Source organism: Marilutibacter chinensis (genome assembly GCF_021725675.1).
Classification (GTDB): Bacteria; Pseudomonadota; Gammaproteobacteria; order Xanthomonadales; family Xanthomonadaceae; genus Marilutibacter; species Marilutibacter chinensis.
In genome coordinates this window covers 563,430-581,746 of the sequence record NZ_JAKJPO010000003.1, presented here as the reverse complement: position 1 = coordinate 581,746, position 18,317 = coordinate 563,430, and the positions used below count along the sequence as shown (strand labels likewise).

Here is an 18,317-nt window from a genome sequence, read left to right as displayed (position 1 = left end):
ATCGGACCGCCCGGACGCGGTGCGCGCGGACCGGACGGGCAGGGCCTAAGCTACGCGCATGCCCGAACTGCCCGAAGTCGAAACCACCCGCGCCGGCCTTGCGCCGCACCTGGAAGGCCGTCGCGTCGCCGGCGCGGTGCTGCGTCGCCCGGACCTGCGCTGGCCGATTCCCGACGCCATCGAGCGGGTGTTGCCGGGGCAACGGATCGAAGCGGTCCGGCGCCGCGCCAAGTATCTGCTGATCGACACCGCGGCCGGCAGCGCGCTGCTGCACCTGGGCATGTCCGGCAGTCTGAGGGTGCTGCCGGCGCAACTGCCGCCGCGCACGCACGACCACGTCGACCTGATCCTCGAAGAAGATGCCCGTTCGCCGCGGCAGGTGCTGCGCTTCAACGATCCGCGACGGTTCGGCTGCCTGTTGTGGCAGCCGCACGGCGAGGTCCACGCGCTGCTGCGCGGGCTCGGGCCGGAACCGCTGTCGGACGGCTTCGACGGCGATTACCTGTTCGAGCTCAGCCGCGGCCGCAAGGCGCCGGTCAAGACCTTCCTGATGGACCAGGCGGTGGTGGTCGGGGTCGGCAACATCTACGCCGCCGAGGCGCTGTTCGCCGCCCGTATCTCGCCACTGCGCGCGGCGGGCAGGGTCTCGCGCGAGCGCTACACGGCGCTGGCCGATGCGGTGAAGGCGATCCTCGGCCACGCGATCGCGCGTGGCGGGACCACCCTGCGCGACTTCATCAGTCCCGACGGCGCGCCCGGCTACTTCGAGCAGGAACTGTCGGCCTACGGCCGCGGTGGCGAACCCTGCCCGCGCTGCGGCCGCGCGCTGAAGCAGGCCAGCATCGGCCAGCGCGCGACCGTCTGGTGCGGTCACTGCCAGCGCTAGCCTCCTCCCGTCCGCAGGAGCGGCGTCAGCGCCGATGAAGCTTCCATGGGAAGGCCCGAAGCGCGGCCGAGGCCGTTCCTGTGCGTCCACACGCTCCTGCGGCCGCGAGGGCGGTCCGTGCCGGCAGGACTCTCTTCGGGCGTGCGAAGCGGAATGAACGCGCTATAGTCGCGCCCATGGAGACCGGGGACGCATCGGTGCAGACCGCCGACATCACGCAGCTGCTGGGGGCCGCGCGCGATGGCGACCGCCGTGCGCTGGATTCGGTGCTGGCGACGCTGTACCGGGAACTCCACACGATGGCCCGTCGCCAGCTCGCCGGTCAGCACGGGCACACGCTCGACGCCACCGCGCTGGTGCACGAGGCCTACCTGAAGCTGGTCGGCCGCCGCGAGGCCCAGTTCGACGACCGTGCGCATTTCTTCGCCTACGCCGCCTCGGCGATGCGCAGCGTGGTCGTCGACTATGCCCGCCAGCGGCTCGCGCAGAAACGCGGCGGCGACCTGCACCGGGTCACCGACCTGCCTGAGGACCTGGAGGGCGGACTGCGCCTGGACGAGGACACCCTCGGCCTGGATGCCGCGTTGACCCGTCTCGCCGACGTCGACAAGCGTCTGGCCCAGGTTGTCGAACTGCGCTATTTCGGCGGCTTGTCCGAGCTGGAGATCGCCGGCCTGCTCGATCGTTCCGAACGCAGCATCCGTCGCGACTGGCAGAAGGCACGGCTGTTCCTGCTGGCATCGCTGAAAGAGGACTAGTTCCTCGCCGTGTTGCTGTTGTTGTAGGAGCGGCGCAAGCCGCGATGAAGCTGTCCCGAAGACCCGATCGCGGCTGACGCCGCTCCTACGGTGCACCGTTGCAATGGATGCCGAACGCTGGCAACGCCTGTCTCCGCTGCTCGATGCCCTGCTCGAGCTGGAGCGGGATGCGCGCGATCGCCGGCTGCTGGAGCTGCGCGAACAGGACGCGTCGCTGGCTGCCGAGCTTGAGGCGCTGATCGCGCTGGAAGAAGCGCATGGCGACTTCCTGTCCGAGCCGCTGGTGCCGCCGCCCAGCGGCGTGGACGTCGGCAGCGAGGTCGGTCCCTATCGGCTGGAGAGCCTGCTCGGCGAGGGCGGCATGGGCCAGGTCTGGCTGGCCTCGCGCGCGGACGGCCTGTACCAGCGGCGGGTCGCGCTGAAGCTGCTGCGACCCGGCCTGACCAGCCATGACCTGCGCCTGCGCTTCACCCGCGAGCGCGAGATCCTCGCCCGGCTCGCGCACCCGAACATCGCGCGCCTGCTCGATGCCGGGATCAGCGCCGATGGCCTGCCCTACCTCGCGCTGGAGTACGTCGACGGCACCCCGATCACCGACTATTGCCGCGAGAACCGGATGCCGCTCGACCGCCGGCTGCGGATGTTCCGCCAGGTCTGCGACGCGGTCAGCCACGCGCACGCCAACCTGATCGTCCACCGCGACCTGAAACCGTCGAACATCCTGGTCACTCCCGCCGGCGAGGTGCGCCTGCTCGACTTCGGCATCGCCAAGCTGCTCGACAGCCAGGCCCAGGCCCCCGAGCAGACCGGCACCGGGATGCGCGCGTTCACCCTGCACTATGCGGCGCCGGAACAGATCCGCGGCGAACCGGTCACCACGATGACCGACGTCTATTCGCTGGGCGTGGTGCTGTACGAGCTGCTGACCGACCACAAGCCGTACCGGCTCAAGCGCCACAGCGACGCCGAGTGGGAGGAGGCGATCCTCAGCGCCGACCCGGTGCGGCCATCGGCCAGCGTATTGCGCGACACCGCAGGGCAGGCCGACCGCCGGATGCAGCGACGGCGCAGCCGGTTGCTGGCCGGCGATCTGGACAACATCACGCTCAGGACGATGGCCAAGCGGCCGGAGCAGCGCTATCCGTCGGTCGAAGCGCTGTCGCAGGACGTCGCCCGCTTCCAGGCCGGTCGACCGGTGCAGGCGCGGCCGCAGGGCCTCGGCTACCGGCTGCGCAAGTTCGTCGCCCGTCATCGCTGGGCGCTGGGTTCGGCGGCGCTGGTCGTGGCGGTGCTGACCACCGCGCTGGCGATGATCGCCTGGCAGGCCCGCCAGGCGGTCGCCGAGGCGGCACGTGCGCAGGCAATGCAGGATTTCATGGTCGGCCTGTTCGAGAACGTCGGCGGCCGGCGCCGCGGCGAGCCGATGAACCTGGACCAGCTGCTCGACGATGCGGTCGAACGTGGCAACCTGCAGCTGGCGCGCGAGCCACGCGCGCGGGCCGAGCTGCTCGGCGTGATCGCGCGCCTGCGTGCCAGCCTCGGCGACCTCGAACAGGCGCGGACCCTGCTGGAGCAGCAGGCGGCGATCATCGAGGTGACGCCCGGCATTCCCAACAGCCTGCAGCTGGAGTCGCTGAACCAGCGCGGCCGGGTGCTGCGCCTGCTCGGGAAGCCGGCGGACTGCATCGCATTGTTGCAGCCGGCGCAGACGCTGGCGCGCCGCGAGCAGTCGCGGCTGCCGCCCCAGGCGGCCGATTTCTATACCCAGCTCGGGCGCTGCCGGCGCGCGGTGGGCGAGCGCCACGGTGCGCGCCAGCTGTTCGAGCGCGCGCTGGCGTTGCGGCGCGGCATCGAGGGCGACCGGGTCGGCGTGATCGAGAGTCAGATGGACCTCGCCGGCCTGCTCGCCGAGGAAGGCGACAGCGCCGGCGCGCTGGCCGCCTATGAAGACGCCGCCCGCCAGTTGCGGGAGCGGGTCGGCGCGCGGCATGCGCTGAACATCGACATCGGACGCGAGCGTGCAGCGCTGGAGGCGTCGCAGGGCCGCTTCGACGACGCCCGCGGCATCCTGCAGCAGGCGCTGCAGATCGCACTCGAGGTGCACGGCCCCGGCCACGAAGCGACCCTCGCCGTCCGTGGACAGCTGGCCCGGCTCGATCTGGACACCAGCCGTTTCGCCGACGCCGACGAACAGCTGCGCGAGGTCCACCGGCTGCGCCTGGGCCGGCTCGGGCCCGATCATCCCGACCTGGTTGCCGACCACATCCGGCTCGGCAAGGTCGCGTGGGAACGCAACGATCTGGCCACTGCCCTGGGCCGGCTGCACGAGGCGCTGCGGATCGCCCGCGCCGTGCGCGATCCGGCACTGACAGCCGATGCCCTGCATGCGCTCGCCGAGGTCCTGCACCAGGCCGGGCGCGACCGCGAAGCGCGGCCACTGCTGATCGAGGCGTTGCAGTTGCGGGAGTCGCTGCCCGACGGGCATGGCGATGCGATCGAGCGCAGTCTGGGCGAGGTCGAGATCGCCCTCGGCGACATGGTCACCGGCCAGGCGCGCCTGCACCAGGGGTTGGTCCTGGCGCGTCGTCGCCTAGGCGACGGCCATGCGGAGACAGTGCGGAGCGAACTGGCGACGCTGCGGCCGCGGGCGCTGGCCGGCGACGCGCAGGCGCTGGCGCGACTCGACGAACTGGCGCTCGACGGCGATCCGGCCCGCCGCCATTCCCTGCGCGCGATCGCATGGCAGGCGGCGGCCGCCGCCGCCCGGGCCCGCTGCGACAATGGCCAGGCCGCCGCCGGAGCGGATGCGCTCGAGCGGCTGTCGCAGACGCTGGCCACCGAGCAGCCGGACGGCAGCGCACTGCGGCGAGAGGTCGCCGCGATCGGGGTGCACTGCCGCGGACGCTAGGCATTTCCGATCCGGCCCGCGCTTCCTCGCCGGCCGGGCGGGAAGGGCTCATTCAGCGGGCCGGGAGTCCTTGGCCGGCGTGACCGGGCCGACATCGACCTGGCCCTGCTCGATCTGCCGCAGCAGCGTGCGCACGCTGAGATCCTCGGCCGCCCAGTACGCGCCCGGGCGGGTGCGGGCATCGGCGTAGAACCGGTCGCCGGACGCGCCATGCGGACCGGGCGTCAGCCTGGCGCCCCCTCCGGCGGCCTGGAACACATCGGGGCGCCCCAGCGAGATGCTGACCCGGGACGTCACCAGCCCGACCCGGCTGCCGGTCCGGTTGCGCAGGAAGCGGCGCAGCTCGCGGTTGGTGCGCGGCATTGCGGCAGCGTCGCCGTAGCGTCTGTAGAACGCGAGCCCGTCGTCCAGCGCCTGCTCCTGCTGCGATGGCGTCAGCTGCGACCAGATCCGCTCGCGGACCTGCAGCAGGTCGGCAATGTTGCCGCGCTCGGCGGCGAGGTCGGCCCAGATGTAGGCCTGCACCGGATCGCGCGCGCCGCCGTCGCCGTTCCAGCACATCAGCGACAGGACGTGCTGCGACAGCTTGTCGCCGTAGTACGCCGCCCGCTCGAAGTGGCGCCGGGCCTCGTCCATCCGGCCGTTGTCGTAGGCCCAGATCCCGTGCCAGCGCTCGACCTCGTTGGGGTGGCCGGAGGCCTCCAGCAGCCCGGCCTCGTAGGTGTCGAGGTTGATCACCCGTTCGTACTCCGGGTGCCGCGGCAGAAGCGGCTGGGCGACGGCGATGCCCGTCGTCGCGCACAGCGCCACAGCCAGCAGCGCATGTTTCGTTGCACGCCTGATCATGTGGTCCATCGTGTTCTCCCGGCCAGGTTCGAAGATGCGACGGCGACGGACCTGCCGGTCGTCGCGGCCACCGATCGGGAATACGGCGTCGTGGGCGGGAGCGTCGCAGCGCCGCCGATGGCGGTGCCGGCCCACGCCGGCAGATGAGGTCGCGCCGGGGGCGATCAGCCCAGCGGCAGCGAGGGTTGCGCCGGCTCTATCAGGCCCTCGCCGCGCATCACCCGCTTGTACTCGGCGCGCGACACCGAAACGTAGCGGTCGTTGCCGCCGATCTCGACCTGCGGGCCTTCGTGCACGGCACGGCCCTGCGCGTCGACCCGCACCACCATCGTCGCCTTGCGGCCGGTATGGCAGATGGTCTTGATCTCGGTCAGCTCGTCGGCCCAGGCCAGCAGGTGCTGGCTGCCCTGGAACAGTTCGCCGCGGAAATCGGTACGCAGGCCATAGCACAGCACCGGGATGCCGAGCGCATCGACGACCTCGCTCAGTTGCCAGACCTGCGACTTGCCCAGGAACTGGGCCTCGTCGACCAGGACGCAGTGCAGCGGGCCGTGCGCCGCGATGTCGCGTTCGACCAGCCGCTGCAGGTCGTCGTCCTGCGTGAACGCGGTCGCGGTCGCCTGCAGGCCGATCCGCGATGCGACCTGACCGGTGCCGGCGCGGTCGTCCAGGCGCGGAGTCAGGATCGCCACCCGCATCCCGCGCTCGCGGTAGTTGTGCGCCGACTGCAGCAGCGTGGTGGTCTTCCCGGCGTTCATCGCCGAGTAGTAGAAGTAGAGCTTGGCCATCGCGGCAGTTTAGAGCCTGTCCACGCTCTTGGAGCGGGTCGCGATCTGCCGTCACGCTCTTGACGCGTCGCGGCCGGGATGGGTTTCTTGCCGCGGATTTGCGCCGAGGAACGCGGACAAAGCCTTTTCGATCACCATTCTTCGCCGCGCTTGGGAGACCGCTTCGGTTCTCGCTCTATCCGCGTGTATCCGCGCAGATCCGCGGCCAAGGATTCGATCGGCGCAGCCTCACAACGCCCGTAGTGCCCGTCGCTTCGTCACCGCCTGCATCCAGCGCGTGGCCATCGCCGGCGAGGTCGCGCAGACCGCGTCGTCGGTGACGGTGGTGACCGCGCGTTCGAGCAGCTGGATGTCGGCCTCGTGCTGGCGGGCGACGTGCGGGTCCTCGAAGAACACCACCCGCTGGCAGCGCCGTTCCAGTACCCGGTCGGCGATCTGGGCGTCGCCGCCGAGCGGGCCGCTCTGGTAACGATGGACCCACGGTGAGCCGGCGGGCCAGCCGCGGCTCCAGGCCAGCTCGTTCAAGCGTTCGCCGGTGGTGCCGGTACCGATGCGCTGGGCGAAGCACGACAGCTGGTCGAAGTGGGTCGCGGCGAACTCGAGCATCGTCGGCTTCATCGCATCGTGCGCGATCAGGGCGAGGGTCTGGCTGGAATAGTCGAAGTGGCGGTCGGCGCCGGGGTCGGGCGCGAAGCCGGCCAGTACCCGCTCCTGCTCGATCCAGGCGCAGGCCGATGCCACCGTCGACACGAACGGCTTGCCGTGGATCACGCACTGGCGTTTGAGCGCGACCGCCTCGGGAAAGGTCGAGGAGGGATCGACCGGGTCGATCAGGTAGATCGCGCCGTCGAGGGTGCGGTTGCGGTTGCCGTCGCCGTCGTCGAGCCCGACCACCTCGGCGACCAGCTTCATCAGCCCGCCGTCGCGGCCGTAGGGATACCGGCGCAGGCCGCGATGGCCACCCAGCATCCCCGCCGCGGCGATCGCGTCGTGGGTACGGCCGACCGCGTGGAGTTCCAGCTGCAGCTCGCGTATGCCCGACTCGCAGGCGCGCAGCCAGCGGAACAGCGCCGCGTCCTCGCTGGCGTGGTGCAGGCGGTTGGCGGCCAGCCCGATGCGCATCGGCGTCCCCTCCGGCAACGGAATGTTGCGGTGCGGTAGGAGACGCCAGTCTATGCCGGCTGGCGGGCCGGCGCGATGACCGCGATGACCGCGGGGCGGTCAGTCGGACCTGGAAACCGGTCCGACGCGGACGTCGCCCTCCAGCAGGCGGTCCTGTTCCCGCCAATAGTCGTTCAACCGCGCCAGGCCGCCCTCGCGGCCATAGAGCTCGTCGGGCGAGCCGGCCACCGAGATCATGTAGGCGGCCGCGTTGTTGCCGGTGTCGACGGCGAACGAGCCGTTCGCCGGACCGCCGCCGGCTTCCATCCTCTGATTGCGGTAGCCGACCCGGCTGCCGGTCATGTTGCGGGCGAACCGGCGCATCTCGTCCTCCGCGCGCCGCATCGCGACGTCGTCGCCATAGCGGGCGTAGAAGTCCGGGCCGTGCGTCAGTACCTGCGCCTGCTCGGCCTCCGAAAGGCCCGCCCACATCTTCTCCCGGATCGCCAGCAGTCTGGGATTGCCGCGCTCGGCGGCCAGGTCGCTCCAGATGTAGGCGCGGACGCGATCGACGGGTGTGCCGACGCCATGCCAGTGCATCAGGCTCAGGTAGTGCTGGGAGAACTTGTCGGCGTAGCCTGCGGCACGTTCGAACTGCTCCAGCGCCTGCCCCGGGCGATCGTCGACGTAATGCTTGAGACCGCGCAGCCGCGCCTCCTCGTTGGGCCGGCCGCGCACGGAGACCAGCATCGCATCGATTTCCATGAAACTGGCGTCGGTCAGCGGCAGTTGCCGCGTGGACGGCTCGCCCGCCAAGGCCGGAAGCCCTGCGAGCAGGCCGGCTAGCAGTGCCGGCACGAGCCCGGATGTGATCCTGCGGGTACGTTCCATGGCCTGCTCCTCCGTTCGGTGGGGGACCTTCTCCACGATACGTCGCGCCAGCCGCGGGCGTCGCACCGGTTGTCGACAGCCGGTCGGGGCCAATCCGGAACGCTCCGCATCCGCGGCCTGCCCGGGACGGCTCCGCTACACTGTCGCCCGCTTCGAGGATCGCCCGCTTCAAAGATCACTGCATGCACGGCCTCAACCCCCCCCAGCGCGCCGCCGTCCTGCACACCGACGGCCCCCTGCTCGTGCTCGCCGGCGCCGGCAGCGGCAAGACCCGCGTGATCGTCGAGAAGATCGCCCACCTGATCGCGTCCGGCCGCATGCCGGCGCGACGCATCGCCGCGATCACCTTCACCAACAAGTCGGCGAAGGAGATGAAGGAGCGGGTCGGCAAGCGCATCCGCGGCGACGCGGCCGAGGGCCTGACCGTCTGCACGTTCCACGCGCTTGGCCTGAAGATGCTGCAGATCGACCACGCCAAGCTTGGCCTGCGGCGCGGCTTCTCGGTGTTCGACGCCGACGACAGCGCCGCCCAGATCAAGGATCTGCTGCCGGCCGGCAGCAAGCCTGACGTACTCGACAACGCGCGCAACCTGATCTCGCGGGCCAAGAACGCCGGCCTGTCGCCGGAGCAGGCGCTGGCGGTCGCGCGCAGCCAGCGCGAGATCGAGGCCGCACGGCTCTACGCGCGCTACCAGGCGCGGCTGGGCACCTTCAACGCGGTCGATTTCGACGACCTGATCCGGCTGCCGGTCGAGCTGCTGGAGAACGACGAGGATGCGCGCCTGGGCTGGCGCGAACGGATCGGCTACCTGCTGGTCGACGAGTGCCAGGACACCAACGACGCCCAGTACCGCCTGCTGAAGGCGATCGCCGGCCCGCGCGGCCTGTTCACCTGCGTGGGCGACGACGATCAGTCGATCTACGCCTGGCGCGGCGCCAACCCGGACAACCTGCTGACCCTCGGCAGCGACTACCCGGAACTGAAGGTGATCAAGCTCGAGCAGAACTACCGCTGCTCGAACCGGGTGCTGCGCGCGGCCAACGCGCTGATCGCGCACAACCCGCACGAGCATTTGAAAACATTGTGGAGCGACAACGCCGACGGCGAGCGCATCCGCATCTGGGAATGCAGGGACGGCGCCCACGAGGCGGAGAAGGTCGCCGCCGAGATCCACTTCATCGCCACCGCCAGGCGGGCGGAATGGGGCGAGTTCTGCATCCTGTTCCGCAGCAACCACCAGAGCCGCGCGCTGGAGAAGGCGCTGCAGCTGCTGAAAGTGCCCTACCACCTGACCGGCGGCACCGCGTTCCTGGAGCGCGGCGAGGTCAAGGACGCGCTGGCGTGGCTGCGGCTGGTCGCCAACCCCGACGACGACGCGGCGTTCCTGCGCGCGGTGCAGGCGCCGAAGCGCGAGGTCGGCGCGACCACGCTGGCGAAGCTGGCCGAAATGGCCCAGAAGGCGCAGATGCCGATGTCGCGAGCGGCGGAGTCGGTCGGTGTGCTCAAGCAACTGGCGCCGCGTGCCGGCAACGCGCTGGACGGCTTCGTCGGCATCGTCCGCGGGCTGCGCGCCGACGCGCAGCGGATGGCGCCGGCCGAGCTGGTGCGGGTACTGGCCGAGAAGAGCGGTCTGCTGGCGTCGATCCGCGCGCAGTGCAAGGACGAGGCCTCGTTCCAGCGCCGCAAGGCCAACCTGGAGGAGCTCGCCGACTGGTTCGACGGCGGCAAAGGCAGCGGTCCCGGCGAGCTCGCCGCGCAGCTTGCGCTGCTGTCGCATGCCGACAAGGGCGAGGCCGGCAACCAGGTCAGGCTGATGAGCCTGCACGCGGCCAAGGGGCTCGAGTTCCGTTACGTGTTCATCGTCGGGATGGACGACGGCACCCTGCCGCACGAGGTCGCGGTCGAGGAAGGCAGCCTGGAGGAGGAGCGCCGGCTGCTGTACGTCGGCATCACCCGCGCCAAGGAACAGCTGTGGCTGTCGCACTGCCGCGAGACCCAGCGCTGGGGCGACCGCATCCGCCTGCAGCCGAGCCGCTTCTTCGACGAGCTGCCGGCGGCGGAGATCCAGCGCGACGGTGCCGACCCCCAGGCCGACGCGGCGCGCAAGCAGGAGCGCGCCCAGGCCGGCCTGGCCGCGATCCGCGCGCTGCTGGAGGAAGGCTGAGCGGCGCACATGGCCCTGTGGGAGCGGTCGCAGGAACGACGCAAGCCGCGATGGAGCCTGCATGGGAAGGCCCGATCGCGGCTTGCCCCCGTGCGGCCGTCGCGGTTCCGGTGCGACTACTCGTCCAGCCGGATCCGCACCGGTGAGCGGAACCCGGGTGCGGCGGCTTCGATCGCCTGTGTGCTTTCCGCCAATGCCAGCACCGCGCCGCAGACGTCGAGCGCGGCGCGTGCCAGTTCCGGGGTCGGCCCGCGCAGCAGCTTCGTCAGCGGCCGCGCCTGCTCGGCGACCGCGGTCGAGGTGTCGAGGAAGCGCTGCAGGTCGGCGTGGTAGCCGGCCGCCGTGGCGGTCGTCCAGCGGCCGTCGGCATTGGCGACGGCGCCCGCTGCGACCTCGATGCGTTCGCCGCGGCGGGTGAACAGCAGCCGCGCGCCGTCGTGGGCGACCTCGTAGTCGAGATCGACGTCGGCGATGCGGCTGCACTGCGCCGCCGCCGGAGGCGTCGCCTGCGCGGGGAAGAGCGCACAGGCCGTGCAGGCGATGAACGACAGGGCGAACAGCGATGGGCTCGGGCGGGATGTCGCGGGCATGGCGGGTCTTCCTTGGTTGCGGGCGGGCCGACTGTCGCATCGTGGGCCCGCCGATGCCTGTCCGACCGGTCAGGGTGACCGATGGCAGGTCAGCGCTGCCACCGGCTGTCACGACCGATGCGGCCGCGGCGGCTACACTCGGCGGTTCCCAAGATTCCGGATCCGCCATGCGCTACCGCTCCCTGGCCGCGTGCCTCATCGTCAGCTCCCTCGTCCTCGCCGGCTGCCAGCGTGCAGAGCCGCCAGCCGCCGCTTCCGCGCCGGCATCCGGGACCTCCGCCACGCCGGCCGCCGCCGACGTGCCCGCCGACGACAATCTCAACGCGGTGTTGTGGGTGCAGACCTCGTCGGAATACCGCGCGCTGACCTTCCAGACCTACAGGGCCGCCGCCGATCATCTGGACGTGGCGCTGGCCGAGGCGAACTGGGATGCGCTGGTTCCGGACGAGCGCGCCGCCACCGCCGGCCTCGACGGCTCGCTCAAGCCGGCGGTGATCATGGACGTCGACGAGACCGTGCTCGACAACTCGCCCTACCAGGCGCGCCTGATCCGCGACGGCGAGGGCTACGACGAGGTCAGCTGGGCGGCGTGGGTTGCCGAGAAGAAGGCCACGGCGGTGCCGGGCGTCGTCGACTTCGCGAAGGCGGCCGCCGCCAAGGGCGTGACCATCCTGTACCTGTCCAACCGCGCCGAGCACCTGCAGGAGGCGACCCTGGCCAACCTGCGTGCGGTCGGCATGCCGGTGGCCGACGACGAGGTGTTTCTCGGCCTGGGCACCTTCGTCGAAGGGTGCGAGCAGAACGGCAGCGAAAAGGCCTGCCGTCGCCAGCTGGCCGGTCGCCGTTACCGGGTGCTGATGCAGTTCGGTGACCAGCTGGGCGATTTCGTCGAGGTCGTCGACAACACCGCTGCCGGTCGCGATGCGCTGATGGAGGAATACGGCGACTGGTTCGGCGAGCGCTGGTGGATGCTGCCCAACCCGACCTACGGATCGTGGGAGCCGGCCGCGTTCAACAACGACTGGAGCCAGCCGATCGAGGTGCGCCGCGCCGGCAAGCGTGCCGCGCTCGACATGGCGCCTTGATAGATAATCTTTTTATATCAACAAGATCCGCTTGGAATTTTAAAGTATTGCATCAGCATTGCCGGATCGGTAGGCTAAGCCCCGTCCGGCGCTGCCGGAGCCATGCCACAACCCGCTAGTCCTCCGGTGCACGCCGGACTTGAAGGAGGCCGCGGCCTCCTTTTTCTTTGCCTGCGCGCAGGCAGGGCGGCCTTCAACGCGGCCGTGCGGCGGGAATGTCGACCTGCAGGTCGTCGCGCACGTCGACCTCGATCGTGCGCAGGGCCTCGCCGTCGTCGAAATACCACGGCAGCGGCAGGTTGTCCGGCAGCACGGTCAGGGTGTGGCTGCCGACCGCGACGTCCGGGAATTCGAAGCGGCCGGCGCTGTCGGTGCGCACCGCGTAACGTCCGTCGAGGATCACGGTCAGGTTCGCCGCCGGATCTTCGGCCGCGTTGCGCACGCGGTCGCCGTTGTCGTCGAGGAACACGCTACCTGCGACCCGCCCGCTCGCCGTGCCGGGCGCGCCGCCGAGCACGCTGCGAGGTCGCCCGGCTCCGCGCTCGTAACGCAGGACAAGGAACGCGGAGCGCTCGCGCGGAAGGGCGATGAACAGCGGGTCGTTGGCGAGCGGGTCGAGCTGGAACGGCGAACGCCGGGTGCCCTGGTTCTGGTACAGCGTCGCCGACAGCGTCCAGTGCGTGTCCAGCCGCCAGTTCACGCCTAGGTTGGCATTGAAGCCGCGCAGCGCATCCGGGCCATCGCCACGGACCCAGCGGGTCTGGCCGTCGATCGACAGCCGGTCGGTCAGGTCCAGGCCGCCGTAGAACGACAGGCTGCTGCTGCGGGTGGCCGGCCGGCCATCGTAGGACAGCTCGCCGTGCGAGAGCGCCGCGGACAGGCGGCGGCCGAGCTTGACCGGGAACGCCTGGTCGAAGCTCAGCTGCCAGCTGTCGCTGCCGGCGCCGTCGGTGTTGGCGACGTCCAGTTGCAGTCGGCTGCTGCCCCAGTCGCTGTTGCGATCGAGGAACAGCTGGGCACCGACCGCATCGTCGCTGCCGTCGCGCAGGCTCAGGCTGGCGCCGTAGCCGAGCTGGCGGCTGGCCTGGTAGCGGAGGTAGGCGTTGGCGTAGCTGCCTTCGAAACTGTCGCCGGAGATCGAGTCGATCCGGTCGATGCCGGCGTTCCAGCTCCAGCGTGCGAACTGGTAGGCGATCCGGTAGTAGCCGCCGCGGGCGTCGTTGTTGATCGGGTAGCTGCCCCAGGCGAGATCCTCGCCGAGATGGAAGACGCCGTAGTGGTGGCTGTAGCCGCCCCGGGCCGCGCTGGCATCCAGCCAGGCGCCGGTCGCGGCGCCGGCGTCGCCACCGCTGGCGAGCAGGTTCAGCTGGAGCCGGTCGCGCGCACCGCTCCAGGCCGTGGCCGCATGGAACGCGTGCGAGGTGACCGGTTCTATTACTGCCTGGCCTTGGTCGTCGGCATCGTTGCCGGGCACCAGCCGACCGTCGCTGCTGAGCAAGGTCGCCGAGCCGGTCCATCCCGGTGCCCAGCGCCATTCGGTGCCGAGGGTGCCGACATGGCCCTCGTCGAGCTCGAAGCCCTGCAGGCGGGTGCCGCTGTAGTGGCCGATGCGGCCGCCGCCGGCGATCAGGCGCAGCCCGGAGGCGTCATTGCGCCACTCGCTGCTGGCGCCGGCGAAGGCGACGCTGGGCAGGAAGAACCGGTACTGGCTGCGTTGCAGCGGCAGGGTCGGGGTGTTCAGCACGCCCAGGCCGTTGTCGCCAAGCCACTGCCCAGGCATCGCCAGGTTGCGCTGCCACAGCGTTGCCGCGCCGCGCCAGTCGTCATCGTCCGCGGCGGAACGACGCTCGTCGTCGCGCCGGGACAGGCTGGCCTGCAGCGAGAGCGTGCCGTGATGGGCGGTCTCGCGGAAGCCGCCGGCGGAGATGCCGTACTCCCGGAAGGTGTCGCCGCCGAACTCGCCATGGCTGTAGGCCAGCTCGGCATGGAAGCTGCGCGGCAGGCCGCTGTCGTCGTAATCGTCCGGGTCGTCGTCCAGGGTGTCAGGCAACGCGTCGGGATCGATCAGGCGGTCCTGGTAGGCCCCGGCCTCGTCGGATCGGCCCGGGACGGCCGGGGGGGATGCCGCTGCGGCGCCGGGCATCCTCCCGGCATCGGCGACGGTCTGCCCGCCGTTCGCCAGCGCCGGCGCGGAGGCCAGCAACAGGGCGATGGCGGTGGTGATCGCGCTGCGCTTCATCGCCGACAGGGGGCCCGGCGCGGACGGCCGCCAGCGCGCGGTCATGGCGCGACCGTGGCGTCGATCCCGATGCGCTGCCCGGCCGCGTCCAGGTGCCCCTTCAGGACCAGCGGATAGCGGATCGCCGGCGCCGGCGTGCCGCTGTCGTCGAGAACCGGAGCGAGCGCGATCGCACGGGTCTCGCCCGGCAGGATCGGCAGCGTCGCCGGCGCGAAGGTCATGCGCCTGCCGTCGGCGTCGACGCCGTCGAGATAGCCATCGAGGCGGCCGTGGGCATCGCCGTCGTTGCGGATCTCCAGTACCGGCAGCGTTTGCCCCTGCACGCTGGAGACGTGGCTGCCGGTCAGCGAGAGCCGCGACGCGGCATCGCCGATCGCGAGGTAGACGATGATCCCGAGCCGGCCCGAGACCGGGACCGGCATCGCGCCGGGGGCGGTTTCCGGCGCGCCCTCGAACATCAGCGCGAACCGGCATTCGCCCTGCGGCGCGTCCGCCGGTACCGCGACCTCGAAGCGGTACCGGCGCTTGCCGCCCGGTGCCAGCTCGAAGCGGTGGGCCTCGATCCCGACCCATGGCCGGCAGCTGCCCTCGGCGAGCGCCGGGTCGAACGCCGCCGAACCGGCCGGGTCGAGGGTCCAGTCGGCACTGCGGACGGTCAGCGCGGTGGCGCCACTGGAGGTGTTGGTCAGCTCGACGACGTCGCGGTAGGTCTGGCCGGGCCTGGCCGAAGCTTCGATGCGCGGCGGCGACGCCAGCACCGCGAAACCCTGGGCGAGCGCATCGACGGACAGCAGCAGGGCGGCCAGGGCCACGGCCAGGCGGGGCAGTGCTCGGATCATCACGGGGTCCCGGGTTCGATTTCGAACGAGAAGTCCAGTTGTTCGTTGCGACCCAGGCGGCGACCGTCGGCGTGCAGCTGCAGGCGCATCGTGTCCTCGATCAGCGCCGCGTCGATCGGGCCCGCGTAGACCATCTGGCGCTCGCCGGCGCGCAGGCTGCCGGGCAGCAGCGGGCCGCGGGTGGTCCAGGTGGCGGTGATCGGGCCGCTGGGCTGCGGCGGCAGGGTCATGTAGATGCGGCCCTGGCGGCCGCGCCAGGGAGCGACGTCGAGCCGGACCCGCACGGTCACCATGCCGCTGACCGTGTGCGAAGCGGGGTCGGGGCCGGGTACCGGGCTGTCCCAATGCATCGGTACCAGCCGGTCGAGGACCTGGCTGGCGCTGTCGTCGACCTTGTACGCGCGCACCTGCGCCTGTGCCGCATGGGCGGCGCAGGCGACATAGATGACGGTGGCCAGCAGCGTGGCGGCGGCCAGCCGGGCGGTGATGGGCAGACGTCGCAGCATCAGGGGGCCGAGAGGGTGTAGGTCGCGCGGCCGTTGTACTGGCCGGCGGCGACGAAGTTGGTGTTGGCGTAGCGGAAGCTCAGGCAGCTCTCGTTCCACGTGTTGCGGTTGAACGTCGCCAGCGCCTGTTGGCCGCCGGAGAAGGTGCCCGACGGCACCGGCTGCGCGCCGCTGTCGCCGTTGCCGCTGCTGGTCCAGCTGATCCGGTTGAATGGGAGGGTGTCGCCGGCCGCGTTGGTCAGGTTGGCCGGGGTGCTGACGGTGAGCGTCGCCGTACCCCCACCGAAGAAGCTGCCGCGGTAGTAGCCGCCGACATAGATCTGGCCGGCGTTGCAGAACGCGTAGCCGTCGTAGTTGCTGTTGTACTGGCTGGCGTTGCCGGTCATCGCCTGCGCAATGCCGTTGCCGACCGCGGCCGCGGGCACGCTGACCGAGACCAGGTTGATCGGTCCGCCGCTGCCCGGACTGCCGCCGGCGGTGTAGTTCGCGTTGGTGAACACGCCATCGCCGACACGCAGGTAGAGCTGACGGGACCCCGAGGAAATGTTGACCGTGAAGGCCTCCGCCTGCGCCGACCACAGCGTCGCCAGCAGCAGGATCGACGTGGCTGCGAGGAATCTGATGTTCATGCGAGGTGTCCTGGCGGGATTCGTCTGGCGTCACTCACGACGGAACCGCAACCGCGGCGGCATCGCCGCGGTTGCGCCGGTTCGTTGCTTCCGGTCAGGGCATCGACGCGGTGTAGATCACGCGGCCGTTGTTGATGTTGACGCCGCCGTACTGGCCGGGGGCCGCCATCGCGGTGTTGTCGTAGGTGTAGGTCCACTCGGCGTTGGCGTCGGTGATCTTGCCGGCGGTTACCGGCACCGGAACCGAGGTGGTGGTGTTGTCGGCCAGCGCCGGCGCCGGCAGGTTGGCCGAGCTGCTGGCGGTGGTGATCTCCGCGTACGAGATCGTGTCGCCGGTCGGGTTGGTCAGCGCGCCGGTGGTGGTCGCCGACAGCGAGACCTGGCCGTTGTTGCCGAGCACGCGGGCGCTGACGGTGCCGTTGCCCAGGTCGCCCGAACCCGCATCGGCGGCCACCGGGGTGCCGAGGTTCTGCAGGTCGTTCGCATCGGCGGTGAACGAGATCAGCTCGATCGGGCTGCCCGAGCCCGCGCCACCGACCTGCAGCAGCAGGATGCGCGGGATGGTGATCCGGAAGTCGACGCGGGCGGTCGCGTCGCCGGAGCCGGAGGCGACGCTCGACTCGGCCAGGGCGGCAAACGGGGTGGCGGTCGTGGCCAGGGCGATGGCAAGGGCACAATGCTTCAGGTTCATGGATGATGGGCTCGCTGTGTTGTCGGAGGTGTCGGAACGCGTTCCGTCGCGGTGTGAAAGTTGCGTGATGGAATTTGCAGGATTCATGCCAAGTTGGGATTCAGTTCACGTTTTATGCTGGATTCATGCCGCATTTAAAGTTTGATGTATCGCAGAAATTCACGTGAAATACACTGAATGCGTGGCCGACATTCCGTTGATTGCGTCACTTTGTGACGCTCGAGGTCGCATCAGGTCCAGCGTCTTGGCCTGTTCAGGTCGGAACCGGGGCGGTGGAATGGGTTGTGACGGCGGTCGCGCTGCCTGCCTTGTATGGCCAGCTCCCGGACGCCAAGATGCGGCCAGCGATTGCCGGCGACCCGGGGGAGCGCTGCGCCATGTCTGGAACTCGCGCCGTCGCGTGGACGGCCCATCGACGCCGCTGGCTGACCGTCTTCGCGGCGGTTTTCGCGATCCCGGCCCTGGCGATGCTCGCCGGCTGCCGCCCGGGATCGGCCCCGGCGGACAACGAAGCCGTCCCGGTGCGGCCGACCGAGGCGGTTGCGCAGCTGGTCGACGACCTGCGCCGCAACGACCTGTCCGCCTATGCCCGCCACGCCGTGCCACCGGAGCTGCACGTCCGGCTGGAGGCCGCCTGGACGGAAGGGCGCACGATCTGGCCGCTCACCGAGCTGCCGCTCGACGAACAGTTGCCGGCGATGATCACCGCCCTCGCCGCGCCGGATGCGGAGAAACGGCTGATGGCCAGCTACGACCGCCAGTTCGCCGGCGCGGAGCGCGAGCTGCGCTCGGCCGCATCGGCGCTGGGCCTGTTCGCGACCCAGTTCATCAGCAACGAGCCCACCTACAGCGACGATGAACGCGAACATTACGTGCAGCTGGCCGCGGCGCTCAGCCGGTGGGGCCAGCAGGCGCCGCTGGGCGACCGCAAGCGCGCCCGCTCGGCGCTGGCGCGCCTGGCCGCGGCCGCACGGCTGACCGGACTGGCGGGCGAGGGCGCTTTCGCCGAGGCCGGGATGGAGCACGGCCTGGTCCGGATCGCTCCGTTCCTCGACCGCACCAAGCAGGTCCTGCTCGGCTACGGTCTCGACCTGGACGCGGCCCTGGACAGCGTCGAGCTGACCCTCGTCGAGCAGACCGGCGATCGCGCGCGGGTGCGGCTGCAGTACCGCCTGGCGGACCAGCCGGTCGACACCATGCTGCGGCTGGAACGGCGCGACGGCCACTGGTACCTGAGCGATCTGCTGCGCAATGCCGAGGCCGCGGCAGGTCCGGCGCCGCCAGCGACGGGCCCGGCCGAGCCTGCCGGAACGCCGCCGGAGGAAGATGCGGCCGGCGAAGGCGAGCGCGCCGCCGCCGCGCGCTGAACGGTATCTGCTTGCCGGCCCCCGCTAC

The 18,317-nt window shown here is 70.8% G+C and carries 16 protein-coding genes; 6 read left to right on the top strand and 10 right to left on the bottom strand.

Translation table 11 applies throughout. The features are described from left to right. Positions 1-58: 58 nt before the first annotated feature. From mutM to L3V18_RS08250, 3 genes are all read left to right on the top strand, one after another. On the top strand, positions 59-886 hold the full coding sequence (gene mutM, locus L3V18_RS08260) for a bifunctional DNA-formamidopyrimidine glycosylase/DNA-(apurinic or apyrimidinic site) lyase (protein ID WP_237054188.1): 828 nt from the start codon (positions 59-61) through the stop codon (positions 884-886). Between the two features lie 176 nt (positions 887-1,062). Then, positions 1,063-1,644, top strand: a complete 582-nt coding sequence (locus L3V18_RS08255) for an ECF-type sigma factor (protein ID WP_237054187.1) — start codon at positions 1,063-1,065, stop codon at positions 1,642-1,644. Positions 1,645-1,747: 103 nt separating this feature from the next. Beyond that, positions 1,748-4,552: a serine/threonine-protein kinase gene (locus L3V18_RS08250; protein WP_237054186.1), complete on the top strand. Its 2,805-nt coding sequence runs from the start codon at positions 1,748-1,750 to the stop codon at positions 4,550-4,552. Between the two features lie 48 nt (positions 4,553-4,600). Here L3V18_RS08250 and L3V18_RS08245 read toward each other — a convergent pair whose 3' ends face one another. From L3V18_RS08245 to L3V18_RS08230, 4 genes are all read right to left on the bottom strand, one after another. Continuing rightward, entirely contained in the window at positions 4,601-5,407 is an 807-nt protein-coding gene (locus tag L3V18_RS08245; RefSeq protein ID WP_237054185.1) for an SEL1-like repeat protein, read from the bottom strand. 155 nt (positions 5,408-5,562) lie between these two features. Next, on the bottom strand, positions 5,563-6,186 hold the full coding sequence (locus L3V18_RS08240; protein ID WP_237054184.1) for a thymidine kinase: 624 nt from the start codon (positions 6,184-6,186) through the stop codon (positions 5,563-5,565). Between the two features lie 228 nt (positions 6,187-6,414). After that, positions 6,415-7,308: a methylglyoxal synthase gene (locus tag L3V18_RS08235; RefSeq protein WP_237054183.1), complete on the bottom strand. Its 894-nt coding sequence runs from the start codon at positions 7,306-7,308 to the stop codon at positions 6,415-6,417. Positions 7,309-7,407: 99 nt separating this feature from the next. After that, positions 7,408-8,178, bottom strand: coding sequence for an SEL1-like repeat protein (locus tag L3V18_RS08230; RefSeq protein ID WP_237054182.1), 771 nt, complete (start codon positions 8,176-8,178; stop codon positions 7,408-7,410). 182 nt (positions 8,179-8,360) lie between these two features. Between L3V18_RS08230 and L3V18_RS08225 the strand changes: the two genes are divergently transcribed. Next, a complete protein-coding gene (locus L3V18_RS08225; RefSeq protein ID WP_237054181.1) occupies positions 8,361-10,343 on the top strand; it encodes a UvrD-helicase domain-containing protein in 1,983 nt (660 codons plus the stop codon). Between the two features lie 116 nt (positions 10,344-10,459). Here the strand turns inward: L3V18_RS08225 and L3V18_RS08220 are convergent, their stop codons facing one another. Continuing rightward, positions 10,460-10,933: a hypothetical protein gene (locus L3V18_RS08220; protein WP_237054180.1), complete on the bottom strand. Its 474-nt coding sequence runs from the start codon at positions 10,931-10,933 to the stop codon at positions 10,460-10,462. Between the two features lie 167 nt (positions 10,934-11,100). On the opposite strand from L3V18_RS08220, the gene L3V18_RS08215 reads away from it, so the two are divergent. Then, on the top strand, positions 11,101-12,018 hold the full coding sequence (locus L3V18_RS08215) for a 5'-nucleotidase, lipoprotein e(P4) family (protein WP_237054179.1): 918 nt from the start codon (positions 11,101-11,103) through the stop codon (positions 12,016-12,018). 193 nt (positions 12,019-12,211) lie between these two features. On the opposite strand, the gene L3V18_RS08210 is transcribed toward L3V18_RS08215, so the two are convergent. The 5 genes from L3V18_RS08210 to L3V18_RS08190 form a co-directional block, all read right to left on the bottom strand. Continuing rightward, positions 12,212-14,302: a carboxypeptidase-like regulatory domain-containing protein gene (locus tag L3V18_RS08210; RefSeq protein ID WP_237054178.1), complete on the bottom strand. Its 2,091-nt coding sequence runs from the start codon at positions 14,300-14,302 to the stop codon at positions 12,212-12,214. After that, a complete protein-coding gene (locus L3V18_RS08205) occupies positions 14,299-15,096 on the bottom strand; it encodes a COG1470 family protein (RefSeq protein WP_237054177.1) in 798 nt (265 codons plus the stop codon). Before L3V18_RS08205 ends, L3V18_RS08210 begins: the two co-directional genes overlap by 4 nt. Beyond that, entirely contained in the window at positions 15,096-15,602 is a 507-nt protein-coding gene (locus tag L3V18_RS08200; protein WP_237054176.1) for a hypothetical protein, read from the bottom strand. Before L3V18_RS08200 ends, L3V18_RS08205 begins: the two co-directional genes overlap by 1 nt. Further along, positions 15,602-16,231, bottom strand: a complete 630-nt coding sequence (locus L3V18_RS08195; RefSeq protein WP_237054175.1) for a hypothetical protein — start codon at positions 16,229-16,231, stop codon at positions 15,602-15,604. The genes L3V18_RS08200 and L3V18_RS08195 overlap by 1 nt, the downstream gene beginning before the upstream one ends. A 94-nt stretch (positions 16,232-16,325) precedes the next feature. Next, on the bottom strand, positions 16,326-16,922 hold the full coding sequence (locus L3V18_RS08190) for a hypothetical protein (protein WP_237054174.1): 597 nt from the start codon (positions 16,920-16,922) through the stop codon (positions 16,326-16,328). A 377-nt stretch (positions 16,923-17,299) separates the two neighbouring features. On the opposite strand from L3V18_RS08190, the gene L3V18_RS08185 reads away from it, so the two are divergent. Beyond that, complete coding sequence (locus tag L3V18_RS08185) at positions 17,300-18,289, top strand: hypothetical protein (RefSeq protein ID WP_237054173.1); 990 nt, start codon at positions 17,300-17,302, stop codon at positions 18,287-18,289. Positions 18,290-18,317: the final 28 nt, after the last annotated feature.

What these genes read in the sequence shown, in the direction of transcription:
- L3V18_RS08225 (WP_237054181.1), top strand. Translation starts at nt 8,361, where the DNA reads ATGCACGGCCTCAACCCCCCCCAGCGCGCCGCCGTCCTGCACACCGAC.
- L3V18_RS08230 (WP_237054182.1), bottom strand. Translation starts at nt 8,178, where the DNA reads ATGGAACGTACCCGCAGGATCACATCCGGGCTCGTGCCGGCACTGCTA.
- L3V18_RS08205 (WP_237054177.1), bottom strand. Translation starts at nt 15,096, where the DNA reads ATGATCCGAGCACTGCCCCGCCTGGCCGTGGCCCTGGCCGCCCTGCTG.
- L3V18_RS08215 (WP_237054179.1), top strand. Translation starts at nt 11,101, where the DNA reads ATGCGCTACCGCTCCCTGGCCGCGTGCCTCATCGTCAGCTCCCTCGTC.
- mutM (WP_237054188.1), top strand. Translation starts at nt 59, where the DNA reads ATGCCCGAACTGCCCGAAGTCGAAACCACCCGCGCCGGCCTTGCGCCG.
- L3V18_RS08190 (WP_237054174.1), bottom strand. Translation starts at nt 16,922, where the DNA reads ATGAACCTGAAGCATTGTGCCCTTGCCATCGCCCTGGCCACGACCGCC.
- L3V18_RS08255 (WP_237054187.1), top strand. Translation starts at nt 1,063, where the DNA reads ATGGAGACCGGGGACGCATCGGTGCAGACCGCCGACATCACGCAGCTG.
- L3V18_RS08235 (WP_237054183.1), bottom strand. Translation starts at nt 7,308, where the DNA reads ATGCGCATCGGGCTGGCCGCCAACCGCCTGCACCACGCCAGCGAGGAC.
- L3V18_RS08200 (WP_237054176.1), bottom strand. Translation starts at nt 15,602, where the DNA reads ATGCTGCGACGTCTGCCCATCACCGCCCGGCTGGCCGCCGCCACGCTG.
- L3V18_RS08195 (WP_237054175.1), bottom strand. Translation starts at nt 16,231, where the DNA reads ATGAACATCAGATTCCTCGCAGCCACGTCGATCCTGCTGCTGGCGACG.
- L3V18_RS08245 (WP_237054185.1), bottom strand. Translation starts at nt 5,407, where the DNA reads ATGGACCACATGATCAGGCGTGCAACGAAACATGCGCTGCTGGCTGTG.
- L3V18_RS08220 (WP_237054180.1), bottom strand. Translation starts at nt 10,933, where the DNA reads ATGCCCGCGACATCCCGCCCGAGCCCATCGCTGTTCGCCCTGTCGTTC.
- L3V18_RS08250 (WP_237054186.1), top strand. Translation starts at nt 1,748, where the DNA reads ATGGATGCCGAACGCTGGCAACGCCTGTCTCCGCTGCTCGATGCCCTG.
- L3V18_RS08210 (WP_237054178.1), bottom strand. Translation starts at nt 14,302, where the DNA reads ATGACCGCGCGCTGGCGGCCGTCCGCGCCGGGCCCCCTGTCGGCGATG.
- L3V18_RS08185 (WP_237054173.1), top strand. Translation starts at nt 17,300, where the DNA reads ATGTCTGGAACTCGCGCCGTCGCGTGGACGGCCCATCGACGCCGCTGG.
- L3V18_RS08240 (WP_237054184.1), bottom strand. Translation starts at nt 6,186, where the DNA reads ATGGCCAAGCTCTACTTCTACTACTCGGCGATGAACGCCGGGAAGACC.